Genomic DNA, 22,964 nt, shown 5'->3' with positions numbered 1-22,964 from the left:
GTCATGAATCATCAAGTTGACGTGCCAATGCCTCGACCTGCTCCTGGCGCTCGCCCTGGCTCAACCGAGCGTGAGAGTTGAGGGACGACCATTGCGGATGGGCGCGGGCTTTGTGCAGCGCGTCGGGCAACTTGCCTTCGCGCCAGGTTTTGTCCTGGGGCGTGTCGACCTTGATGCTGTGCAGCGCCGCGTGGCCACGCAAATTCAGGGCCTTGAGCAGCTGGCGCTGGCGCAGGGCGAGCAGGCGCAACACGCTGTCGTCGACGGTCAGTTCGCGCTGGCCCTTGATCTTGCCCAGCAGGCGGCTGCCGTAACTGCGGGCGGTTTGCAGTGCGCCGCCGGCGATTGCACCGGCAATGGCGGCGGCGCCGAGGGTCAGGCCGCCGACCAATAAATCCACGCCCGCGCCGGCCGCTGCACCTGCGGCGATCCCGCCACCGACGCGCACGCCAAGTTGTTTGAGGGTTTCAGGGTTGAACAGGTCGTCGCCCCAACGGCCGTCAAGCAAAGGTAAATCACTGGCGGCGGCGTCCTGTGGGCGGAAGCCGAACAGCTTGAGCAAGGCTTCCACGCATTTTTGTTCACGCTGGCGCACGGCTTTGCGCAGGTCACCGATGGCGTGTTGCTCGTCTTCGGTGACGACGCTGCGGCGACAGGCGGCGCAGTCGAGCAGCAGTTCGGCAATCAACCGCGCGGCGCTTTGCTGGCGGGCCTGGCGCTGGGCTTCCTGATCGAGGATCAGCCGCTCTAGCTGTGGCCGCGCGTTTTCCAGCAGCAGGGCGAGGCTTTCATACAGGCGCCGTTCGCCGTCTTCCGGTGGGGCGACGCTGTCGAAACGCACCAGCGCATGCAGGCCGAGGCGGGCGAGGGCTTCGCGCCAGTCCGGCTCGCGGTGGTCGTTGCTGCTGACGAAGTTGAGTACCGGCAACAGCGGCTTGCCGCAACTGGCGAGGACTTGCAGTTCGTCGCGGTACTTGGCCAGCACCGGCTCGCGGGCGTCGATCACATACAGGCCGGCGTCGGAGGCCAGCAATTGACGCAGCACCTTGGCTTCCTGCTCGAAACGCTGGCGGGCTTCGCTGCCTTCGAGGAAGCGTGCCAGGCGAGCCGGGCCGTCGAGGCGTTCGCCGGGGCGATCCAGACGCTCAAGGTAGTCGAGCAGGGCGATGGCATCCTCCAGGCCGGGCGTGTCGTACAGCTCCAGCAACGCTTCGCCGTCCACCGACAACCGCGCGCCTTCCACATGCCGTGTGGTGCTGGGGCGATGGGAGACTTCGCCGAAGCCCACGTCACGGGTCAGCGTGCGCAGCAGCGAGGTTTTGCCGACGTTGGTGTGGCCGACCACGGCGAGTTTCAGCGGTTTAGTCATGACCGGTCTCCAGCCAGTTCAGCGGCGCGCAGTCGGCGAAAGGCAATTCCAGCTGTTGCAGCGCGGTGTGCCAGTCGCCGAGGCGTTCGGCGTCGAGCGCCTGACCGGGCGGGGCTTGCAGCAGCCATACGCGGGTGGCGGAGGCGCTGCGCGCGAGTTCGGCGATCAGCGCCAGGCTGCCGCGGTCCGGCGAGCGGCGCGGGTCGCAGGCGATGGCCAGGCGCGCGGGTGGGAAGCGGGTAAGTTGTTCCAGCAGTTTGTTGCGCGATTCGCGGCTGTCGAGGACGCCAGCGTTTTTTACGCTGGCGGGCAGTTTGGGCGGCCATGGGTGCTGGTCGTCCAGCTCGATGGCCACCAGCAGCGCGCCGTCGCTTTCCAGTTCGCTGACGCCGCCGGTCACGGGGTGCAGCTGTTCGGGGGCTGCATCGTTGACCCCAAGGCGCTCGCTGCTGGGCATCAAACGTTCGCGCAGTTGGCTATAGCCGGGCAGGTTCAGGTCCAGACGCAAGGCCGCACGCCCGCGTTTCCAGCGCCACAGGCACAGCAGGGCGAGGATCAACCTCGGCAGGATGCCGTAGACCAGCAGCACCCCCACCAGCCACGCGGCCCAGGCCTGACGGGCGCTTTCGATATTCAGGGCGGAATCACCGCTGGCGCGGATCATCTCGACGGTCGGCACATTAAAGCCCAGCAAGGCGGGCAGGCTGCCGAAGGCTTGGGTGACGGCGACAAAGGTATCGGCGCCGAGGATGGTGGTTTCCCACACAAAGCCGTAGCGGCGGGTGGCGAGCAGCGTAAGAAGAATCACCATGGCGCTGAGCAAGGCCAGCAACCACAGGCTGTTGACCAGCACGCCGACGGCCCAGCGGTTGAGTCTCTGGCGCTGCAACAGCAGCAACAACGCCGGCGCCAGCTGCGCGGCCTTGGCGTCGCGGGCGAATTTTTCGCTGAGCCACAGCCACAGACGCCCCAGGCTGGCGCCGTGTTCCCCGGCAAACAGCAGGCCCAGCGCCCAACTGATCAGCAGGATCAGGTTCAAGCCGAGCAGGCTGCCGAGCGCCCAGAACACGTTTACCGGCGTCACGCCGTTGCCCAAGGCGGCAAAGGCCAGCCCGGCGCCGCTGACCACCGCGACGATTGCCAGCAGCACCAGCGCCAGGCGCGCGCCTTGCAGCCAGCGGGTGAGGGCGGCGGTCAGGCCGTCGCGCTCGGCCAGGTGCAGGGCGCGGTGCTGAATGCGCGCTGGCAAGTCGCCACCGGCCGTGCGGGCCAGGCGGTTGGCTTCCAGGTCTTCCAAGGGGCCTGCGTGTTCTTCACGCAGACGCACGGTTTCGGTCAGCCAAAGTGTTTGCAGCGGGTTCAGTGCAGTCACGCGCCATCCTGTTGAGCAAGTGAGCCTGGAGCATAACCGCTGACTCGCGGCTCTGGTATTCTCGTCGCCATGAAAAAAACTCTCCCTTTAAGCCTGATCGCAGCCCTCGGTGAAAACCGTGTGATCGGCGTCGACAACAGCATGCCCTGGCATTTGCCGGGGGATTTCAAATATTTCAAGGCCACCACGCTCGGCAAGCCGATCATCATGGGGCGCAAGACCTGGGATTCCCTGGGCCGACCGCTGCCGGGGCGCCTGAACCTTGTGGTCAGCCGTCAGACCGATTTGGCGCTGGAAGGTGCGGAAGTTTTTCCGTCACTGGAGGCCGCCGTGGAACGCGCTGAAGAGTGGGCATTGGCTCAGGGCGCGGATGAGCTGATGCTGATCGGCGGTGCGCAGTTGTATGCCCAGGGGCTGGAGCAGGCGGATCGCCTGTATTTGACGCGGGTGGCGTTGAGTCCGGAAGGGGATGCGTGGTTTCCGGAGTTTGATTTGGGCCAGTGGAAGCTGGTGTCGAACCTGGAGAATCCAGCAGAAGGCGACAAGCCTGCGTACAACTTCGAAGTGTGGGAAAAGGCTTAAGTGCATCGCAGGCAAGCCAGCTCCCACACTTGAATGTATTCACACATCAAAATGTGAGAGCGGGCTTGCCCGCGATAGCGGTCTATCAGACTTGCGCCAACTCGGCATGCTCATCGGCATTCAGCAGCGCTTTATCCGTCTGCCCCATGACCTGGCTGGTAATCGCCCCCGCCGTCATCGAACCATTTACGTTCAGCGCCGTGCGGCCCATGTCGATCAGCGGCTCCACGGAAATCAACAACGCCACCAGTGACACCGGCAAGCCCATCGCCGGCAGCACGATCAGCGCGGCAAAGGTTGCACCGCCGCCCACCCCCGCCACGCCTGCCGAACTCAAGGTCACAATCGCTACCAGGGTCGCAATCCAGATTGGATCCAGCGGGTTGATACCCACGGTCGGCGCGACCATCACCGCCAGCATCGCCGGGTAAAGCCCGGCACAACCGTTCTGGCCGATGGTGGCGCCGAACGAGGCGGCGAAACCGGCGATGGATTGCGGGATGCCGAGGCGGCGGGTCTGCGCTTCAATACTCAGCGGGATCGCCGCCGCGCTGGAGCGACTGGTAAAGGCAAAGGTCAGCACCGGCCACACCTTGCGGAAGAACCGCAGCGGGTTGATCCCGGCCAGCGACAGCAGCAAGCCGTGCACCACAAACATCAGGCCCAGGGCGAGGTAGGACACCACCACAAAACTGCCGAGCTTGATGATGTCTTGCAGGTTGGAGCCGGCGACCACTTTGGTCATCAGCGCCAGGACACCGTAGGGCGTGAGCTTCATCACCAGGCGCACCAGGCGCATCACCCAGGCTTGCAGGGTGTCGATGGCGTTGAGCACTTTCTGGCCCTTTTCCACGTCATCCTTGAGCAATTGCAGCGCGGCAACCCCCAGGAAGGCGGCGAAAATCACCACGCTGATGATCGACGTCGGCTTGGCGCGCGCCAGGTCGGCGAACGGGTTGGCCGGAACGAACGACAGCAGCAATTGCGGGATATTCAGGTCGGCGACCTTGCCCGCGTAATCACTCTGGATCACCTGCAGGCGCGCCATTTCCTGGGTACCGGCCACCAGCCCTTCGGCGGTGAGGCCGAACAGGTTGGTCAGGCCGATGCCGATCAGTGCCGCAATCGCGGTGGTGAACAGCAGCGTGCCGATGGTCAGGAAGCTGATTTTGCCCAGGGACGATGCATTGTGCAGACGTGCCACGGCGCTGAGGATCGAGGCAAATACCAGCGGGATCACGATCATTTGCAGCAACTGCACGTAACCGTTGCCCACCAGATCGAACCAGCCGATGGAAGCCTTGAGCACGGGGTTGCCGTCGCCGTAGATCGTGTGCAGCACCGTACCGAACACCACGCCGAGGACGAGGGCGAACAAAACCTTCTTGGCGAGGCTCCAGTTTGTGTGACGGGTTTGTGCCAGGCCCAGCAACAGGGCCACGAACACCAATACGTTGAGAATCAGAGGCAGATTCATTGAAGCTCCATTGAGAGTGCAGCCAACCGCGTGAGCCTGCGATTGCGAACCGGAAAGCCTAACAGCTTGAAATATATTGATTTAATACCGATATGGAATGGTGACTGTCGTTTTTGGAATAAGCCTTTGACGCTTACGCGCATGGCCTTGGCGTAATCACGACACAAGCGGTCGCGCTCGGGTGATAACTGTCATGGAGATTTGTTAGCGTCGATGTCTTTCACTCAGGGAGAAACCGCTTATGAAGCTCGCGCCGAAAATGCTTGCCGCCGCCTTCTGCCTTGGCCTCGCCAGCCAGGCCTTTGCTGCCACCGAGTTGAAGCACTGGCCGGCGCCTGCCGCCGAGCAACTGAACAAGATGATTGCCGCGAATGCCAACAAAGGTAACTTCGCGGTGTTCGACATGGACAACACCAGCTATCGCTACGACCTCGAAGAGTCGCTGCTGCCCTACCTGGAAAACAAGGGCCTGATCACCCGCGACACCATGGACCCGTCCCTCAAGCTGATCCCGTTCAAAGACACCGCCGACCACAAGGAAAGCCTGTTCAGCTACTACTACCGCTTGTGCGAAGTCGACGACATGGTCTGCTATCCGTGGGTGGCGCAGATTTTCTCCGGCTTCACCCTCAAGGAACTCAAGGGTTATGTTGACGAGATGATGGCCTCCGGCAAGCCCGTGCCCGTGACCTATTACGAAGGTGATGTGGTGAAAACCTCCGAGGTGCAGCCGCCGAAAGTCTTCACCGGCCAGGCCGAGCTGTTCAACAAGCTGATGGAAAACGGCATTGAGGTGTACGTGATGACCGCCGCCTCGGAAGAGCTGGTGCGCATGGTCGCGGCCGATCCGAAGTACGGCTACAACGTCAAACCGCAGAACGTCATCGGCGTGAGCACCTTGCTCAAGGACCGCAAGACCGGCGAGCTGACCACCGCGCGCAAGCAAATCGCCGCCGGCAAGTATGACGAGAAGGCCAACCTTGGCCTGGAACTGACCCCTTACCTGTGGACCCCGGCGACCTGGATGGCCGGTAAGCACGCGGCGATCCTGACCTATATCGACGAATGGAAAAAACCGGTGATCGTGGGGGGGGACACCCCAAGCAGCGACGGCTACATGCTGTTCCACGATGTGGACGTGGCCAAGGGCGGCATTCACTTGTGGATCAACCGCAAGGACAAGTACATGACACAGTTGAACGGCATGATGGCCAAACACGCAGCTGCGCAGGCCAAAGAGGGGCTGCCGGTGACCGCGGACAAGAACTGGGTGATCGTGAAGCCGGACGAAATCCAGTAACCCATTGATCGTTCCCACACTCTGCGTGGGAACGCCGCCCCAGACGCTCTGCGTCTGTTTTTTTAAAGGTGGTGACGCGGAGCGTCACCGGATGCATTCCCACGCGGAGCGTGGGAACGATCGTTCACAGGCAAAAAAATGCCCCGCACCTGGCGGGGCATTTTTTATGGACGAGGCTTACAGGCCGTCGAGCATCGCCTTGTTACGCACCGCACCCTTGTCGGCGCTGGTGGCCAGCAGGGCGTAGGCTTTCAGTGCGGTGGTGACTTTGCGCGGACGCTTCTCCACCGGCTTCCAACCCTTTTTGTCCTGCTCGACCCGGCGCGCGGCCAGTTCTTCGTCGCTGATCAACAGGTTGATCGAGCGGTTCGGAATGTCGATCAACACCTTGTCGCCATCCTGCACCAGGCCGATAGCACCACCGGCAGCGGCTTCCGGCGAAGCATGGCCGATGGACAGACCCGATGTACCGCCAGAGAAACGGCCGTCGGTCAGCAAGGCGCAGGCTTTACCCAGGCCTTTGGATTTCAGGTAAGACGTGGGGTAAAGCATCTCCTGCATACCCGGGCCGCCTTTCGGGCCTTCGTAGCGGATGATCACGATGTCGCCTTCCTTCACTTCGTCGGCGAGGATGCCGCGCACGGCGCTGTCCTGGCTTTCGAAGATCTTGGCATTGCCTTCAAAGACGTGGATGGATTCGTCCACACCGGCGGTTTTCACCACGCAGCCGTCCAGGGCGATGTTGCCGTACAGCACGGCCAGGCCGCCTTCTTTCGAATAGGCGTGCTCGACACTGCGGATGCAGCCGTTTTCACGGTCGTCATCCAGGGTGTCCCAACGGGTCGACTGGCTGAACGCGGTTTGCGTCGGGATGCCGGCCGGGCCTGCCTTGAAGAAGGTGTGCACCGCTTCGTCGTCCGTCTGGGTGATGTCCCACTTGGCGATGCCTTCGGCAATGGACTTGCTGTGCACGGTCGGCAGGTCGGTGTGCAGCAGGCCGCCACGGGCCAGGGAGCCGAGGATCGAGAAGATCCCGCCGGCGCGGTGCACATCTTCCATGTGGTACTTCTGGATGTTCGGCGCGACTTTGCACAGTTGCGGCACGTGGCGGGACAGGCGGTCGATGTCGCGCAGGTCGAAATCGATCTCGGCTTCCTGGGCCGCGGCCAGCAAGTGCAGGATGGTGTTGGTGGAACCGCCCATGGCGATGTCCAGGGTCATGGCGTTTTCGAACGCCTTGAAGTTGGCAATGTTGCGCGGCAACACCGACTCATCATTGTCGTGGTAGTAACGTTTGCACAGCTCGACGATGGTGCGGCCGGCCTGCAGGAACAGCTGCTCGCGGTCGCTGTGGGTGGCCAGGGTGGAACCGTTGCCCGGCAACGCCAGGCCCAGGGCTTCCACCAGGCAGTTCATTGAGTTGGCGGTGAACATGCCGGAGCACGAACCGCAGGTCGGGCAGGCGCTGCGCTCGTATTCCGCGACCTTCTCGTCAGAAGCGCTGGAGTCGGCGGCGATGACCATGGCGTCCACCAGGTCGAGGCCGTGGGAGGCGAGCTTGGTTTTGCCGGCTTCCATCGGGCCGCCGGAGACGAAGATCACCGGGATGTTCAGGCGCAGGGACGCCATCAGCATGCCAGGGGTGATCTTGTCGCAGTTGGAGATGCACACGATGGCGTCGGCGCAGTGTGCGTTGACCATGTATTCCACGGAGTCGGCGATGATCTCGCGGCTCGGCAGGGAATACAGCATGCCGTCATGACCCATGGCGATGCCGTCGTCCACGGCGATGGTGTTGAATTCCTTGGCTACACCGCCGGCGCGTTCGATCTCGCGGGCGACCAACTGGCCCAGGTCCTTGAGGTGGACGTGGCCCGGCACGAATTGGGTGAACGAGTTGGCAATCGCGATGATCGGCTTTTTGAAGTCGTCATCTTTCATCCCCGTGGCACGCCACAGTGCGCGCGCGCCGGCCATGTTGCGGCCGTGGGTGGATGTTTTCGAGCGGTAATCTGGCATGGAGCACTCCGGGCGGCTAATCAGGTAACTACTAATCAGGTACTACTGGGGAGTGAGCTTCTATTGACGTCTGGAACACTCAGAAAATGGCCGTGTGTCCAAAAGTTGCCACTCGCGTCGCGGGATCGCCGCTTGCTTGGGCCTCGAGCTCATAAACCCGCCGGGGGATGACTGGCGATGAATAGGCCGATTCTACACCGTCTTCCTGTAGGCGCGAGCCTGCTCGCGAAGATCGTCAACGATAACGCGGTGCCGTCAGGTAGCCCGCGTTGTCTGTGAGGTTTTCGCGAGCAAAGCTCGCTCCTACAGGTGTTGGTTAGCTATTCGGCAACAACCGGCACGTAATGCTCTTGATGTACCGCGTCTCGGCAATCGCCGGGTGCACCGGGTGGTCCGGGCCCTGGCCGCCGCGTTCAAGCATCTGGATGTTGCGGTCCAGGTGGCGGGCGCTGGTCAGCAGGATGTTTTGCAGGTCGTCTTCCGGCAGGTGCATCGAGCAGGATGCGCTGACCAGGATGCCGTCCTTGCTGAGCAGGCGCATGGCTTGCTCGTTCAGGCGGCGGTAGGCGCCTTCGCCGTTTTTCATGTCTTTTTTGCGTTTGATGAAGGCCGGTGGGTCGGCGACGATCACGTCGAAGCGCTCTTCGCTGGCTTTCAGCTCTTTCAGGGCTTCGAACACGTCGCCTTCGATGCAGGTCATCTTCTCGGCAAAGCCGTTCAGCGCCGCGTTGCGTTCCACACCGTCGAGGGCGAAGGCGGAGGCGTCGACGCAGAACACTTCGCTGGCGCCGAAGGCCGCGGCTTGCACGCCCCAGCCGCCGATGTAGCTGTACAGGTCGAGCACGCGCTTGCCTTTGGCATACGGGGCCAGGCGCGCACGGTTCATGCGGTGGTCGTAGAACCAGCCGGTCTTCTGGCCCTGGATCACCGGGGCTTCGAATTTCACGCCGTTTTCTTCCAGGGCAACCCACTCCGGCACCAGGCCGAACACGGTTTCGACGTAGCGGTTGAGGCCTTCGGCGTCGCGTGCGGCGGAGTCGTTCTTGAACAGGATGCCGCTCGGCTTGAGCACTTGGGTCAGGGCGGCGATCACGTCTTCTTTATGGGCTTCCATGGTCGCCGAGGCGATCTGCACCACGAGGATGTCGCCGAAACGGTCGACCACCAGGCCCGGCAGCAGGTCGGAGTCGCCATAGACCAGGCGGTAGAACGGCTTGTCGAACAGGCGGTCGCGCAGGGACAGGGCGACGTTCAGGCGGTGCACCAGCAGCGACTTGTCCAGCGGCAACTTGATGTCACGCGACAGCAGGCGAGCGCAGATCAGGTTGTTCGGGCTCATGGCCACGATGCCCAGGGTCTTGCCGCCGGCTGCTTCCAGAATGGCCTGGTCGCCTGCCTGAAAGCCGTGAAGTGGGGTGGCGGCCACGTCGATTTCGTTGCTGTAGACCCACAGGTGGCCGTTGCGCAAACGACGATCGGCGTTGGCTTTGAGACGCAGGCTTGGCAGGGACATGACGTCGCTCCGGAAAAAAGAGCGGGAGTATACCTGTTGCGCACCGATTCATGTGGGAGCTGGCTCGCCTGCGATGCAGACGGCTCGGTGTATCTGACGTACGGTGGTGATGCCATCGCAGCCAAGCCAGCTCCCACATTTGATCGGGTTTGCATTCCGGTGTTTGAGGTGTCGGTCAGCTTCCCATAGAGGTTAGAATCGCCGCCTAGCCCAGAGTGTGTACTTATGTCCCAAGAGCTTTCTCCCGAACAGATCCAGCAGGCCCTGCAAGGCATCAGCGTGCCGCCCCAACCGCAAATCATGGTGGATTTGCAGATGGAGCAATACATGCCCGACCCGGACCTTGAAGTGATCGCGCGGTTGATCGCCCAAGACCCGGGCTTGTCCGGCGCCTTGCTGAAAATCGTCAACTCGCCGTATTACGGCCTGAGCAACAAAATCGCCTCGATCCAGCGCGCCGTGAACCTGCTGGGCAGCCGTTCGATCATCAACCTGATCAACGCGCAGTCGATCAAGGGCGAGATGAGCGACGACACCATCGTCACCCTCAACCGTTTCTGGGACACCGCCCAGGACGTGGCCATGACCTGCCTGACCCTGGCCAAGCGCACGGGCTCGCAAGCCGTGGACGAAGCCTACGCCCTGGGGCTGTTCCACGATTGCGGCGTGCCGCTGATGCTCAAGCGCTTCCCCAATTACATGGCCGTGCTGGAAGAGGCTTACGCCAACGCCGGCCCGGATTGCCGCGTGGTCGATACCGAGAACAACGCGTTCAACACCAACCACGCCGTGGTCGGTTATTACACTGCCAAATCCTGGCGCCTGCCGGAGCACGTGACTGACGCCATCGCCAACCACCACAATGCCCTGGCGATTTTCAGCGATGAATCGTCACGCAACCCGCAGCTTAAAAACCTGCTGGCGATCCTGAAAATGGCCGAACACATTTGCTCGTCGTACCGTGTGCTGGGCAGCCAGTCGGTGGACCACGAGTGGAACGCCATCGGCCACCTGGTGCTGGATTACGTGGGCCTGTCGGACTACGACTTTGAAAGCATGAAGCTGTCGATCCGCGAGCTGGGCGCCCACTAAACCTTTCTTCACGAGGTATGCATGCCCGAGTTACCAGAAGTCGAGACGACAAGGCGCGGAATCGCGCCGCACCTTGAGGGCCAGCGGGTCAGCCGCGTGGTGGTGCGTGAGCGGCGCCTGCGCTGGCCGATTCCGGACGATCTGGATGTGCGCTTGTCCGGGCAGCGCATCGTGCTGGTGGAGCGGCGGGCCAAATACCTGCTGATCAACGCCGAAGTGGGCACCTTGATCAGCCATTTGGGCATGTCGGGCAACTTGCGCCTGGTGGAAGCCGGCCTGCCGGCGCTCAAGCATGAGCATGTGGATATCGAGCTGGAGTCCGGCCTGGCGCTGCGCTATACCGACCCGCGACGGTTTGGCGCGATGCTCTGGAGCCAGGACCCGCACAACCACGAACTGTTGATTCGCCTTGGGCCGGAGCCGTTGACCGATCTGTTTGATGGCGAGCGGTTGTTCCAGCTGTCCCGTGGCAAGTCGATGGCGGTTAAGCCGTTCATCATGGACAACGCGGTGGTGGTGGGTGTGGGCAATATCTATGCGACGGAGGCGCTGTTTGCGGCGGGCATTGATCCACGTCGTGAGGCGGGCGGTATTTCGCGGGCGCGCTATTGGAAGCTGGCGATCGAGATCAAGCGCGTGCTGGCGGCGGCGATTGAGCGTGGCGGCACGACCTTGCGCGATTTTATCGGCGGCGACGGGCAGCCGGGGTATTTCCAGCAGGAGCTGTTCGTCTACGGCCGGGGCGGCGAGGCGTGCAAGGTCTGCGGGACTGAACTGCGCAATGTGGTGTTGGGACAGCGGGCGAGTGTGTTTTGCCCCAGGTGCCAGCGCTGATTGTTGTGTGAGGGCTGAGGCCGCCATCGCGGGCAAGCCCGCTCCCACACTCACGGTCAAAATGTGGGAGCTGGCTTGCCTGCGATGAGGCCCTCAAGCCTTACCGGTAATCTTCCGATACTTCTCCATCAACTGCTCTTCCGTCTCTGGATGGGCTTCATCCAGTGGGATGCAATCCACCGGGCACACCTGCTGGCACTGAGGTTCGTCGTAGTGGCCGACGCACTGCGTGCACAGGTTGGGGTCGATCACGTAGATCTCTTCGCCTTGGGAAATCGCAGCGTTCGGGCACTCGGGTTCGCAGACGTCGCAATTGATGCAATCGTCGGTGATGATCAGGGACATGGAAACTCCTGCCAGGGCAGTCAGCCAAGGCATCTGAAAACTAATGCGCGCAATTGTGCCGCATTGGCGCCCGCAGTGCGAGTGCACATGACCTGTGGCAAATTAACCTGTGGCGAGCGGGCTTGTTGTGGCGAGCGGGCTTGCCCCGCGTTGGGCTGCGAAGCGGCCCCTATTCAAAGCACCGCGCAGTGTCAGTCAGAAACGAATCGTCTGATTTTAGGGCTGCTGCGCAGCCCAACGCAGGGCAAGCCTGCTCGCCACAACAAGCCACAGCTCGTCCTTACGGCAAATTACTTCTTGAAGCGAAGCGTCAACGCATCGGCCACGGCCGGGTGCACGAACTTGGTGATATCCCCGCCCAAAGCGGCAATTTCACGGACCAACGTCGAAGAAATGAACGAATAACGTTCCGACGGCGTGAGGAACAGGCTTTCCACGTCCGGCGCCAGTTGGCGGTTCATGTTGGCCAGCTGGAATTCGTATTCGAAGTCCGACACCGCACGCAGGCCACGCAGGAACACATTGGCGTTCTGCTCTTTGGCAAAGTGCGCAAGCAAGGTCGAAAAGCCGACCACTTCCACATTGGGCAGGTGCTTGGTGACCTCTCGCGCCAGCTCCACGCGTTGTTCCAGGGGGAACAACGGGTTTTTCTTGGGGCTGGCGGCGACCGCGATGATCACATGGTCGAACAGGCGAGAGGCGCGTTCGACCAGATCGCCATGGCCTTTGGTAATCGGGTCGAAGGTACCTGGGTACAACACTCGGTTCATCGCGTCGTCCTGGCGGAGTCCGTTGGGGAACCGGATGGTATCGCAGCCTTCCCGGTCGGCCAAGTCAACTTATGCATAAGAAAGCCGTATAGACACCGCGAATACCGTGTTTTTTCATGCTGTTTTCAGACGTTCGGCCAACGCTGTGGCGAGTTGGGCGGTTAGCCCGTACACCGACAATTGCGGGTTGGCGCCAATGCTGGTGGGGAACAGCGAGCCATCGTGGATCGACAAATTGCGCAATTGGTGATGACGGCCAAGGCTGTCGGCGACCGCGTTCTTCGGGTCTTCACCCATGGCGCAACCGCCCATCACATGGGCGCTGCCCAGCGTCGTGCGGTGGAGTTCCAGGCTCAGGCCGTCAATCATGCTTTTGGCCTCAGCCAGGCTGGTGACGTAACGCGCATCGTGGTGCAGCGGCTTGACCGACTTGGCGCCCGCCGCGAACTGAATCTCGGCCATGGTATGAAAAGCCCGGCGCAGGCCGTCCCAGGCGTAATCGGACACTTGGTAATCCAGCACCGGCGTGCCGTCGCCGCGCAACTCCACGGTGCCGCCAGGGCTGTCGGGGTGAAACCCGTCACGTAGCAAGGCCAGCATGGCGTGCGTGTGGGGCAGCTGGCTCATCTCCAGGGCGTTTTGCGTGCCATAGCCGCCGAACAGGGTGCTTGCCAAACCCGGGTGCAAGGGCGGCGCTTCCAGCTTGTAGGACATTTTTCCGGTGGTGCCATCCTGCCACTGAAAATGGTCGGAGTAGATAGACTGCGGCGCGCCGTAGAAGGGGTTGATCACCTCGTCGAACAGCCCGGCGGAGAAATTCACCAAATGCAAAAAGGTGCGCTTGCCCAGCCGCGAATGCGGGTCGGGCGCGTCGGAGCGCATCAGCAGCGCCGGGCTGTTGATGCCGCCGCCCGACAGCACGTAATGCCGGGCCTTCACCGTAATCTTGCGCCCGGTGGGCGCTACGCAGCGCTCGTCCATCGCCACGCATTCGAGGCTGCTGATCGTATCGCCGCTGTATTTAAGGTGGTCGGCGCGTGCCAGATAGAGCAGTTCGCCGCCTTTTTCCAGGGTGGACGGGATGGTGGTCACCAGCATCGACTGCTTGGCGTTGACCGGGCACCCCATGCCGCAATAGCCCAGGTTGAAGCAGCCGCGCACATTGCGCGGGATCACGTGCCAGCTATAGCCGAGCTTTTCGCAGCCTTTGCGGATCACATCGTTGTTGGCATTGGGCGGTATGGCCCACGGCGCGATACTCAGGCGTTGTTCCATTTTTTCGAACCACGGCGCCATCTCCGTGCTGCTGTGGCCCTTCACCGCGTATTCGCTGGCCCAATGGGCGAGGGTGGCGTCGGGTGTGCGGAAGCTCGACGTCCAGTTGATCAGCGTGGTGCCGCCCACGGCCCGGCCCTGCAGGATGGTGATGGCGCCGTCCTTGCTCATGCGGCCGATGCCTTCCTGATACAGGCTGGCGTAGGCCTCGTCTTCGAGCAGCTTGAAGTCGCTGCTGGTCTTGAGCGGGCCTTCTTCGATCAACAAGACCTTGTAGCCTGCAGCGCTGAGGATTTCCGCCGTGGTGCCGCCGCCCGCGCCGCTGCCGATGATTGCCACGTCGGCTTCCAGGGTCAGGTCGCTGCTCAGGGCCGCGCCGTTGTGGGTTTTCCAGCCGCGGGCCAGGCCGTCGCGGAATAGATCGGGTACGGGCATAGACGTGCACTCTTATTGTTGTACGAAGTTGCAGTCAATGTGGGAGCTGGCTTGCCTGCGATAGCGATGTTGGATTCACCACCGCTATCGCAGGCAAGTCGAATCGTCGCACCGCAGCTCCCACAGTTAATCGGGTTGTCAGGGTCAGATTTTGGGTGGGCCGGGATAGCCGCAATGCACCCACGATGCGGGCCGGAAGTACCAGGCCATGATCACCAGCTTGAGCAGCGAACCCTGGCCCATGCGCAGCAGGTTGAGGTAGCTGTTTTCCCAGCGGTGCAGGAAGTTGCGGATTTGCTCGGCGCTGGCGTTTTCCCAACTGCCCCAGATGCCGGTCAATGGCCCTCGGGTAATGCCCATGCTCAGCACGTCGAACAGTTGCTGGGTGAGCTTGAACATTTCCGGCGACAGGTGCTGCAGGCTGTAGTCGAGTTTTTTCAAGGTGTCTTCAATACCGGCGACCACCTCCTGGGCACTCGCCGCGCCTTCGAGCAGCACCGGAATGGTTGCGCGCAGGAACGGCAAATCGCTGCTGCGCAACATCGCAAAACCGCTGGCCGGCGTGCTGCTGGAACAACCGCTGAGGCTGGCGCCCAGGCCTGCGGTGGCCAGGAAGGCACTGGCGCACAGGCCGATTTTCAAGACGCCGCGCCGCGAGAGCGCAGGAGAGTCAGTCAGGCTGGGGTTCATTGTTTTTAGTATCCCGTGAATGGCTTTTATCAGCGGATAAACAGCTTCTGGATCAACTTCTGGATGGATTTACCGTAGGGCGGGTAAATCAGCCTGGCCGCATTCAGACGTTGCTTGACCAGCACGCCCTTGGCCTTGCTGAACGTGAGGAAGCCTTCATGGCCGTGGTAATGGCCCATGCCCGAGGGGCCGATGCCGCCGAAGGGCATGTCGTCCTGGGCCACGTGCAGCAGTGTGTCGTTGAGGCACACGCCGCCGGAATGGGTTTCGTGAAGTACGCGGTTCTGCTCGCCCTTGTTGTAGCCGAAGTAATACAGGGCCAGTGGGCGCGGGCGCTCGTTGATGTAGGCAAACGCCTGATCGAGGCCGCGATACGGCACGATCGGCAGCAGCGGGCCGAAGATTTCGTCCTGCATCAGGGTCATGTCATCACTGACGTTCAGCACCAGAGTGTGGGCGATGCGTCGGGCCTGGCCTTGTTCGTACAGGGGAATCAACTGGGCACCCTTGTCGGCGGCGTCCTTGGCGTAGGCATTGAGCCGCGCCAGCTGTCGCTCGTTGATGATGGCGGTGTAGTCCGGGTTGTCCGTCAGGGTCGGATAAAACCCGCGAACGGCCTGGGTGTAGGCCTCGACGAAACCTTCCACGCGGTCTTCCGGCACCAGCACGTAGTCCGGTGCGACGCAGGTTTGCCCGGCGTTCAGGGTTTTGCCGAAGGCTATGCGCTCGGCAGCGTCTTTGAGCGGTACATCGGCGGATACGATGGCCGGCGACTTGCCGCCCAGTTCCAGCGTCACTGGCGTGAGGTGTTCGGCGGCGGCGCGCATCACGTGCTTGCCGATGCTGGTGGCGCCGGTGAACAGCAGGTGATCGAAGCGCAACTTCGAAAACGCCATGCCCACTTCGGCCTCGCCCAGCACCACGCATACCAGGTCTTCCGGGAAGATTTTCGCCAGCAATGCCTTGAGTAATTCCCCCGTGGCAGGCGTGGATTCGCTGAGTTTGAGCATCACCCGGTTGCCGGCCGCCAGGGCCCCAACCAGCGGGCCGATGGCCAGATAGAGTGGGTAATTCCAGGGCACGATCACACCGACCACGCCCAAAGGTTGATAAATGACCTTGGCCGACGCGGGTTGGAAGGCAATGCCGACGGCCCGGCGGGAAGGTTTCATCCAGCGTTTGAGGTGTTTGCTGGCATAGTGAATGCCATGCAGGCTGGGCATAAGTTCGGCGAACAGGGTTTCATCTGCGCTGCGCTGGCTGAAGTCCTGGCTGATGGCGTCGATCAGCGCCTGACGTTCGTCGCTCAGTAAGTCGCGTAATGCTTTGAGCCACTGCTGGCGCTGCGCGGCCGGTGGCATCGGGTTGGCGGCATAGGCGCGACGTTGGGCGTCGAACAGGTCCTGGAGTTGATCCAGCGCCTGGGAATCTTGCAGGTAAGCGACGTTGGCAGACATGGCGCGGTTCCCGATTGTTATAGGTCTGCCTGGATTTTTAGAGTCATTACTCTAGATTGTCAAATGTCATTGCAATAACACACGGATTTATCCCGTTGCGGATAGACCGTAAGATGCCCCATCACGTGTATAGAAGCTGATCCCCTATGGCACCACGAGTAAAGACCAGCGAGCGCATTGTGCAAACCAGCCTGGAGCTGTTTAACCAGCAAGGCGAGCGCAGTGTCAGCACCAACCATATCGCCGCCCACATGGAAATTTCCCCGGGCAACCTGTACTACCACTTCCCCAACAAGCAGGCGATCATCGCCGTGTTGTTTCGCGAGTACGAAGCTCTGGTCGACAGTTTCCTGCGTCCGCCACCGGGCCGCGCCGTGACTGTCGAAGACAAGCGCTTCTACCTGCAGGCCGTGCTGGCGGGCATGTGGCGCTACCGCTTCCTGCACCGCGACCTCGAGCATTTGCTGGAAAGTGACCCGGAGCTGGCCACCGGTTACCGGCGTTTTTCCCAGCGTTGCCTGACCCAGGGCGGCGCGATTTACCAGGGGTTTGTCGATGCCGGCATCCTCAACATGGACCCGGTGCAAACCGAGGCCCTGACGCTCAATGCCTGGATTATTCTCACTTCGTGGGTGCGTTTCCTGTGCACCACCAATGAAAACTCGGCCCACCTGAGCGCCGAAGCCATTAAACGCGGGGTGTATCAGGTGCTCGTGCTGGAGGCAGGATTTGTCACACCCCAGGCGAAAGAGGCGGTGGATGCCCTGTTCAAAGAGTTTTATGTGCCGTTGAACCAGGCACTGGAAGAAGTGAAGTAGGACCTTTCCCGAATCTGTTCACAGGAGTCCGTCATGCCGCTTGCCCAACTGATCAGCCCCCAGCAACTGGCCGAGCGCCAGAAGGCCGGAGGGCTGGTAATCCTGGATTGCCGCTTTGCCCTGGAAGACCCGGATTACGGGCGTTGCAGCTACGAAGAGGGTCACATCGAAGGCGCCCAATACGCTGACCTGGAGCGTCACCTCAGTGGCCCGGTGACCAAAGGTGTAACCGGCCGCCATCCTCTGCCGACGGCAGACGCGTTGGTGCGGCAGCTGCGTGTGTGGGGCGTCAGCGCCGACACCGATATCGTGCTGTATGACGACGGCCCTGGCGCCTATGCCGCTCGGGCGTGGTGGTTGCTGGCCTGGCTGGGCAAACGTGATGGCGTGTTTATCCTCGATGGTGGCCTCAAGGCCTGGCACGCTGCCGGTTTCCCGCTGAGCCTGGATGCGCCGGTGATCGAGCCGGGTACATTTGCCGGCACGCCGGATAATCACCTGCTGCTGGATGCCGAGCATTTGCAAAAGCGCCTGGGCCAACCGGGGCTCACGCTGATTGACGCCCGTGCCCAAGCGCGGTTTCGCGGCGAAGTGGAGCCTATCGACCCGGTCGCCGGGCATATTCCCGGCGCACAGTGCGCAGCCTTCAACGAAAACCTGGGCAGTGACGGGCGCTTTCTGCCGGCCGAGCAACTCAAGCAGCGTTTTGCCGCGCAGTTGCAGGGGCGTTCGCCGGATGAGCTGGTGGCGTATTGCGGCTCGGGCGTGACGGCGTGCCACAACCTGTTCGCCTTGAGTTTGGCGGGTTACCCGTTGGGCAAGTTGTATGCGGGGTCGTGGAGTGAGTGGATTACGGATCCGGCGCGAGCGGTTGCGACTGGCGACTAGCGTTCGAAGGTGAAAACCCGATCAAAAATGTGCTGTGTCAGCAACCATTGGGGGATGCGCCGCTCAAGGTAGTAACCCGGACGTTTCACCGAACCCTCGACAAACCCCACATGCCCACCCTTGGCCAGCAACTCAAACTCGGTGCAAGCCGACAGCTCGCTGGCCTCGGGCAAGCTGTGTGCGAACACAAACGGGTCATCGGCTGCCTGGATAATCAGGGTCGGCGTGCGAATGTCGCCCAGGTAATAGCGGCTCGATGCGCGGCGGTAATAGTCTTCGGCGCTGAGAAAACCGTGCAGTGGCGCAGTCACCCGGCCGTCGAAGTCCCAGAAGGTGCGCATCTTCTCCAGTGAGCCCAGGCCTTCCAGGGTTTTCAATCCGTCAGCCTGGCCATCCTGTAGAAAACGGCGCTGTTTGACGCGGATATAGGCAAGCATTTCGCGCATGAAGTGCTTCTGATACACCCGCGAAAAGCCCAGCCCGATGCGGTCTGCGCATTGGTCCAGCCGAAATGGCACCGACACCGCCGCGGCGCCCTGCAGGCCCGAGGCCGCGCCGGTTTCCCCCAGGTGTTTGAGCAGCACATTGCCGCCCAGTGAATAACCCACCGCGTACAAAGGCGCCAAGGGGCGTTTGGCCCGCAGGTGTGCAATGGCCGCTGCGAGGTCCTCGCTCGCGCCGGAGTGATAACTGCGCGCCAGCAGGTTGGGCTCGCCTGAGCAACCGCGCCAATTCAGCGCGGCGCTGGCCCAGCCCTGCGTGGCGAGGGCTTTTTGCAGGCCGGCCACGTAAGGCGAGTTGGAGGAGCCGGTCAGCCCGTGCAGCACCAGCACCAACGGCGCTTTAGCGTCGTGAGGGCCGTGCCAATCGAGGTCGAGGAAGTCGCCGTCATCCAGCCACAGGCGTTCGCGTTGGCGTTCGAGGTGGGTCGTCGGTCGCCACAGCGGGCCCCACAGGGTTTGCAGGTGGGGGTTGCCGAGGCCGAAGGCGGGGGTGAACAGCTCGGTGGAAGGCTTCATGGACATCTCTGTAACGAGCAAGGCTTCATGTGGCAAGCCTGCTCGCCACAATAAGCCTGCTTGCCTGGAAGTCAGGCGATGCTACGCTGCCACAGCGCGTAATACACCCGCCCGGATTTCTGCTCACGGTGCAGGCGCCAGGTGGCCGGCAGGCCCAGGGTCGAAGGCGCGGTCTCGCTTTCAGTGTAGATCCAAGAATCCGGCGCCAGCCATTCGCGCTCTTCCAGCAATGCGCACACGGTTGGCAGCAGGTTCTGATTGAACGGCGGGTCGAGGAACACCACGTCGAACGCGCTGGCCGGCTGGGTTTCCAGGTAGCGCAGCGCGTCGGCGGTTTGTACCTGGCCGGTAGTGCAGCGCAGGGTGCCCAGGTGTTCCTTCAGGCTGGAAACGGCCACATTACTGGCGTCCAGCGCCTGGCCCAGGGCGGCGCCACGGGACAACGCCTCCAGAAACAGCGCGCCGCTGCCCGCGAACGGGTCCAGTACCTTGGCACCCGCAATGTACGGCGCGAGCCAGTTGAACAGGGTTTCACGCACGCGGTCGGGCGTGGGGCGCAGGCCTACAACGTCGGGGAAGCTCAGTTTGCGGCTGCGCCATTCGCCGCCAATGATGCGCAATTGGCCCACACCGTTATGCACGTTGTGGACGGGTTTTTTCGGGCGAGATGAACTGGCCATTAATGCTCCGGAACCCCGAGCGGCTGCTCGGCGGGTTTATCAGTGGGGGGCGGTAGTGGCTTTTGCGCAGTCGTCGGGCCGGCGGTCACGATGACCATCTTGTCGGCGCTCAAGTGTTTATTCATGGCAGCCTTGACCTGCTCTACGGTCAGGGCCTGGGATTGTTTCATGAAATCCTCAAGATAGCTCAGCGGCAGGTTGTAGAAACCCATGGCGCCCAGTTGCCCGACGATATCGGCGTTGCTGGCGGTGGACAGCGGGAAGCTGCCGGCCAGCTCGCGCTTGGCGTCATCCAGCTCCTTCTGTGTCGGGCCGTTCTTGAGGTAATCGGCCAGCACGTCTTCGACCAGGCGCAGCGTACCGCCGCTCATTTCGGCGCGGGTCTGAAGCTGGATCATGAACGGGCCGCGAACCTGCATCGGCGAGAAGCCGGAGTACACGCCATAAGTCAGGCCACGTTTCTCGCGCACTTCGCTCATCAAGCGCGTGCCGAAACCGCCGCCGCCCAGGATCTGGTTGCCGAGGGACAAGGCCGCGTAGTCCGGGTCGGCACGGTCGATGCCCAATTGCGCGAACAGCAAGTGCGTCTGCTTGGACGGAAACTCGATATGGCTCAGACCAGCCTTGGGCTCGCTCGGCTGGGCGATCTTCGCCAGGGCCGGGCCTTTGGGCAGCGATGCCGATACCTTGGCGCTCATGGCCTCGGCCTCGGCGCGCGTCAGGTCGCCCACCACGGCAATCACCGCATTGCCTGCTGCATAAGCCTTGGCGTGGAATGCCTGCAACTGCGCCAGGGTAATCGCCGGAACGCTTTGCGGTGTGCCTTCGCTCGGGTGCGCGTAAGGGTGGTCACCGTACAGGCGCTTGAACAGCTCAAGGCTGGCCAGCTTGCCCGGGTTTTGTTTCTGGTATTCAAAACCGGCGAGGATCTGGTTCTTGATGCGCGCCAGGGAATCGGCAGGGAAGGTCGGCTTGCCGATCACCTCGTCAAACAGCGCCAGGGCGGCATCGCGCTTGTCGCTGTCGCTCAGGCTGCGCAGGGAGACCAGCGCCATATCGCGGAAAGCGCCATTGCCGAAGTCTGCGCCCAAGCCTTCAAAGCCGCTGGCAATCTGGCTCACATTCTTGCCCGGCACGCCTTCGTTGAGCATGGCGTTGGTCAGCAGCGCCACGCCCGGCGTGTTGCCGTCCTGGCTGCTGCCGGCGGCGAAAAGGATGCGCATGTCGAACATCGGCAATTCGTGTGCTTCGACAAACAGCACCTTGGCGCCTTCGGCGGTGGTCCAGGTTTGCACGTCGAGCTTGCGGTTGGTCGGCGCCTTGCCGTCCAGTTCCGCCAGGGATTGCAGTTTGTTGGCCGATTGGGCCTTGTCCAGCGCCTGGCTGGCGACGGACTCGTTCGGGCGCAGGAAATACACGGCGCTGGCGGCGATCAGGGTGACGACTATCAGGCCCGGGAAGATCAGGCGGCTGTTTTTACGATCACTCATGAGCGGTCTCCTCAGGCAAAACATGGGCGACGCTCAGACGTTCGCGGGTGAAATAGGTACGCGCGGCTTTCTGGATATCTTCCGGGGTCACGCTTTGCAGGTCGGCAAGTTCAGTGTCCATCAACTTCCACGACAGGCCGACGGTTTCCAGCGAGCCAATGGCCGTGGCCTGGCTGGTGATGGAATCACGCTGGTAAACCAGGCCGGCAATCACCTGGGCGCGGATACGCTCCAGTTCTTCGGCGGACGGTGGCTTGGCTTTCAGTTCGTCCAGCAGGCGCCACAGGCCGGCTTCGGCTTGGGCAATGGTCTTTTTCTTCTGCTGGTTCGGCGTGGCGCTGAGGGTGAACAGGCTGTCGCCACGGGTGTAGGCGTCGTAGCTGGTGGAGGCGGCGGAAACCAGCTCTTCACCGCGTTCCAGCTGTTCGGAGATGCGCGCGCTATAGCCGCCGTCCAGCAGCGCAGAAATCAGGCGCAGGGCCTGCACCGAGCGCTTGTCTTCGGCGGTGGCCAGGCCCGGCACGTTGAAACCGAGGATCACGCTCGGCAGTTGGGTTTGCACATGCATCGTCAGCAAGCGCTCGCCGGGTTCGGCCAGTTCCAGCGGGATTTTGGCCGGTGGCACGTCACGCTTGGGGATTGGGCCGAAGTAGCGCTGGGCGAGGTTTTTCACCTCATCCGGGGTTACGTCGCCGACCACCACCAGCGTGGCGTTGTTCGGCACGTACCAGGATTGGTACCAGTGGCGCAGTTCTTCAACCTTCATGCGTTCCAGGTCAGCCATCCAGCCGATGGTCGGCGTGTGGTAGCCGCTGGCCGGGTAGGCCATGGCCTTGAAGCGCTCGAAAGCCTTGGACATCGGATTGTCGTCGGTGCGCAGGCGACGCTCTTCCTTGATCACCTCGATTTCGCGGCTGAACTCGTCGGCCGGCAGGCGCAGGCTGGCCATGCGGTCGGCTTCCAGCTCGAAGGCGACGCCCAGGCGGTCGCGGGCCAGCACCTGGTAATAAGCGGTGTAATCGTCGCTGGTAAAGGCGTTTTCTTCGGCGCCCAGGTCGCGCAGGATCAGCGAGGCTTCGCCGGGGCCGACTTTGGCGCTGCCCTTGAACATCATGTGCTCAAGGGCGTGGGACAAGCCGGTCTGGCCCGGGGTTTCGTAGCTCGAACCGACCTTGTACCAGACCTGGGAAACCACCACCGGCGCGCGATGATCCTCACGCACGACCACTTTCAGGCCGTTATCGAGGGTAAATTCATGGGTGGGTTGTGGGTCGGCAGCCAAAGCTGAAAGGGGCAGACAAACTGTGCTGAGCAGCAGGCCTGCGGCGCGGCGGGCTAGAGCATTCATTCGTTTTTTAACCTGTTGGGCTGCCCGCGTGGTCTTAGCGTCGGCGGGCGAGAGGGTGCTAGGATACTGATCGGATTTGGACACGGCCACTGCGGCTGTCATCTTGTCTCGGATCCAATCGTAGGAATGTAGGATTTGGCGTTGGTTTTCCCCGACGATCTTCCGCTTTTCGACGATCTTATCGCTTCAGT

The 22,964-nt window shown here is 62.2% G+C and carries 20 protein-coding genes; 6 read left to right on the top strand and 14 right to left on the bottom strand.

Features of this window, described 5'->3' with window-relative positions:
• Window position 1: 1 nt before the first annotated feature.
• A complete protein-coding gene (locus ATI14_RS05065; protein ID WP_016972984.1) occupies window positions 2-1,369 on the bottom strand; it encodes a DUF3482 domain-containing protein in 1,368 nt (455 codons plus the stop codon).
• On the bottom strand, window positions 1,362-2,741 hold the full coding sequence (locus tag ATI14_RS05060) for a DUF2868 domain-containing protein (RefSeq protein WP_016972983.1): 1,380 nt from the start codon (window positions 2,739-2,741) through the stop codon (window positions 1,362-1,364). Before ATI14_RS05060 ends, ATI14_RS05065 begins: the two co-directional genes overlap by 8 nt.
• Window positions 2,742-2,810: 69 nt before the next feature.
• On the opposite strand from ATI14_RS05060, the gene ATI14_RS05055 reads away from it, so the two are divergent.
• On the top strand, window positions 2,811-3,323 hold the full coding sequence (locus ATI14_RS05055) for a dihydrofolate reductase (protein WP_031320181.1): 513 nt from the start codon (window positions 2,811-2,813) through the stop codon (window positions 3,321-3,323).
• Between the two features lie 85 nt (window positions 3,324-3,408).
• On the opposite strand, the gene ATI14_RS05050 is transcribed toward ATI14_RS05055, so the two are convergent.
• Window positions 3,409-4,800 carry an L-cystine transporter gene (locus tag ATI14_RS05050; protein WP_016972982.1) on the bottom strand — a complete coding sequence of 464 codons (1,392 nt, stop codon included), beginning with the start codon at window positions 4,798-4,800 and terminating at the stop codon, window positions 3,409-3,411.
• 259 nt (window positions 4,801-5,059) lie between these two features.
• Between ATI14_RS05050 and ATI14_RS05045 the strand changes: the two genes are divergently transcribed.
• Window positions 5,060-6,100 carry an HAD family hydrolase gene (locus ATI14_RS05045; protein WP_370590088.1) on the top strand — a complete coding sequence of 347 codons (1,041 nt, stop codon included), beginning with the start codon at window positions 5,060-5,062 and terminating at the stop codon, window positions 6,098-6,100.
• Window positions 6,101-6,277: 177 nt separating this feature from the next.
• Here the strand turns inward: ATI14_RS05045 and ilvD are convergent, their stop codons facing one another.
• Window positions 6,278-8,119: a dihydroxy-acid dehydratase gene (gene ilvD / locus ATI14_RS05040; protein WP_016972980.1), complete on the bottom strand. Its 1,842-nt coding sequence runs from the start codon at window positions 8,117-8,119 to the stop codon at window positions 6,278-6,280.
• A 316-nt stretch (window positions 8,120-8,435) separates the two neighbouring features.
• Window positions 8,436-9,632 (bottom strand): class I SAM-dependent rRNA methyltransferase, encoded by a 1,197-nt coding sequence (locus ATI14_RS05035; RefSeq protein ID WP_003195152.1) that lies wholly within the window; start codon window positions 9,630-9,632, stop codon window positions 8,436-8,438.
• 279 nt (window positions 9,633-9,911) lie between these two features.
• Here ATI14_RS05035 and ATI14_RS05030 point away from each other — a divergent pair, with 279 nt between their 5' ends.
• Together ATI14_RS05030 and mutM are read left to right on the top strand one after the other, a co-directional pair.
• Entirely contained in the window at window positions 9,912-10,724 is an 813-nt protein-coding gene (locus ATI14_RS05030) for an HDOD domain-containing protein (protein ID WP_177005756.1), read from the top strand.
• Window positions 10,725-10,745: 21 nt separating this feature from the next.
• The gene (gene mutM, locus ATI14_RS05025; RefSeq protein WP_016972978.1) at window positions 10,746-11,558 is read left to right on the top strand and encodes a bifunctional DNA-formamidopyrimidine glycosylase/DNA-(apurinic or apyrimidinic site) lyase; all 813 of its coding nucleotides are present in this window, start codon (window positions 10,746-10,748) and stop codon (window positions 11,556-11,558) included.
• A gap of 93 nt (window positions 11,559-11,651) precedes the next feature.
• Here the strand turns inward: mutM and ATI14_RS05020 are convergent, their stop codons facing one another.
• The 5 genes from ATI14_RS05020 to ATI14_RS05000 form a co-directional block, all read right to left on the bottom strand.
• Window positions 11,652-11,903, bottom strand: a complete 252-nt coding sequence (locus ATI14_RS05020; protein WP_003195146.1) for a YfhL family 4Fe-4S dicluster ferredoxin — start codon at window positions 11,901-11,903, stop codon at window positions 11,652-11,654.
• 290 nt (window positions 11,904-12,193) lie between these two features.
• On the bottom strand, window positions 12,194-12,673 hold the full coding sequence (gene coaD, locus ATI14_RS05015; RefSeq protein ID WP_003176711.1) for a pantetheine-phosphate adenylyltransferase: 480 nt from the start codon (window positions 12,671-12,673) through the stop codon (window positions 12,194-12,196).
• A gap of 114 nt (window positions 12,674-12,787) precedes the next feature.
• Complete coding sequence (locus ATI14_RS05010) at window positions 12,788-14,383, bottom strand: GMC family oxidoreductase (RefSeq protein WP_016972977.1); 1,596 nt, start codon at window positions 14,381-14,383, stop codon at window positions 12,788-12,790.
• Between the two features lie 144 nt (window positions 14,384-14,527).
• Window positions 14,528-15,073 (bottom strand): hypothetical protein, encoded by a 546-nt coding sequence (locus ATI14_RS05005; RefSeq protein ID WP_016972976.1) that lies wholly within the window; start codon window positions 15,071-15,073, stop codon window positions 14,528-14,530.
• Window positions 15,074-15,102: 29 nt separating this feature from the next.
• Window positions 15,103-16,545, bottom strand: a complete 1,443-nt coding sequence (locus ATI14_RS05000; protein ID WP_472515518.1) for a coniferyl aldehyde dehydrogenase — start codon at window positions 16,543-16,545, stop codon at window positions 15,103-15,105.
• Between the two features lie 131 nt (window positions 16,546-16,676).
• Between ATI14_RS05000 and ATI14_RS04995 the strand changes: the two genes are divergently transcribed.
• Together ATI14_RS04995 and ATI14_RS04990 are read left to right on the top strand one after the other, a co-directional pair.
• Entirely contained in the window at window positions 16,677-17,348 is a 672-nt protein-coding gene (locus ATI14_RS04995; protein ID WP_016972974.1) for a TetR/AcrR family transcriptional regulator, read from the top strand.
• 33 nt (window positions 17,349-17,381) lie between these two features.
• On the top strand, window positions 17,382-18,236 hold the full coding sequence (locus tag ATI14_RS04990) for a sulfurtransferase (protein WP_016972973.1): 855 nt from the start codon (window positions 17,382-17,384) through the stop codon (window positions 18,234-18,236).
• Here ATI14_RS04990 and ATI14_RS04985 read toward each other — a convergent pair.
• The 4 genes from ATI14_RS04985 to ATI14_RS04970 form a co-directional block, all read right to left on the bottom strand.
• Window positions 18,233-19,255: a hydrolase gene (locus ATI14_RS04985; protein ID WP_020372606.1), complete on the bottom strand. Its 1,023-nt coding sequence runs from the start codon at window positions 19,253-19,255 to the stop codon at window positions 18,233-18,235. The genes ATI14_RS04990 and ATI14_RS04985 overlap by 4 nt on opposite strands.
• A 71-nt stretch (window positions 19,256-19,326) precedes the next feature.
• Window positions 19,327-19,935: a 16S rRNA (guanine(966)-N(2))-methyltransferase RsmD gene (gene rsmD / locus ATI14_RS04980; RefSeq protein WP_016972971.1), complete on the bottom strand. Its 609-nt coding sequence runs from the start codon at window positions 19,933-19,935 to the stop codon at window positions 19,327-19,329.
• Window positions 19,935-21,425, bottom strand: a complete 1,491-nt coding sequence (locus ATI14_RS04975) for a M16 family metallopeptidase (protein WP_016972970.1) — start codon at window positions 21,423-21,425, stop codon at window positions 19,935-19,937. The genes rsmD and ATI14_RS04975 overlap by 1 nt, the downstream gene beginning before the upstream one ends.
• Window positions 21,418-22,773, bottom strand: coding sequence for a M16 family metallopeptidase (locus tag ATI14_RS04970; protein ID WP_016972969.1), 1,356 nt, complete (start codon window positions 22,771-22,773; stop codon window positions 21,418-21,420). The genes ATI14_RS04975 and ATI14_RS04970 overlap by 8 nt, the downstream gene beginning before the upstream one ends.
• Between the last annotated feature and the right edge of the window lie 191 nt (window positions 22,774-22,964).

It is taken from the genome of Pseudomonas tolaasii NCPPB 2192, assembly GCF_002813445.1.
In the GTDB taxonomy this organism is placed as follows: Bacteria; Pseudomonadota; Gammaproteobacteria; order Pseudomonadales; family Pseudomonadaceae; genus Aquipseudomonas; species Aquipseudomonas tolaasii.
The sequence above is the reverse complement of the archived record's forward strand: the minus strand, read 5'-3'. Positions and strand labels throughout refer to the sequence as shown.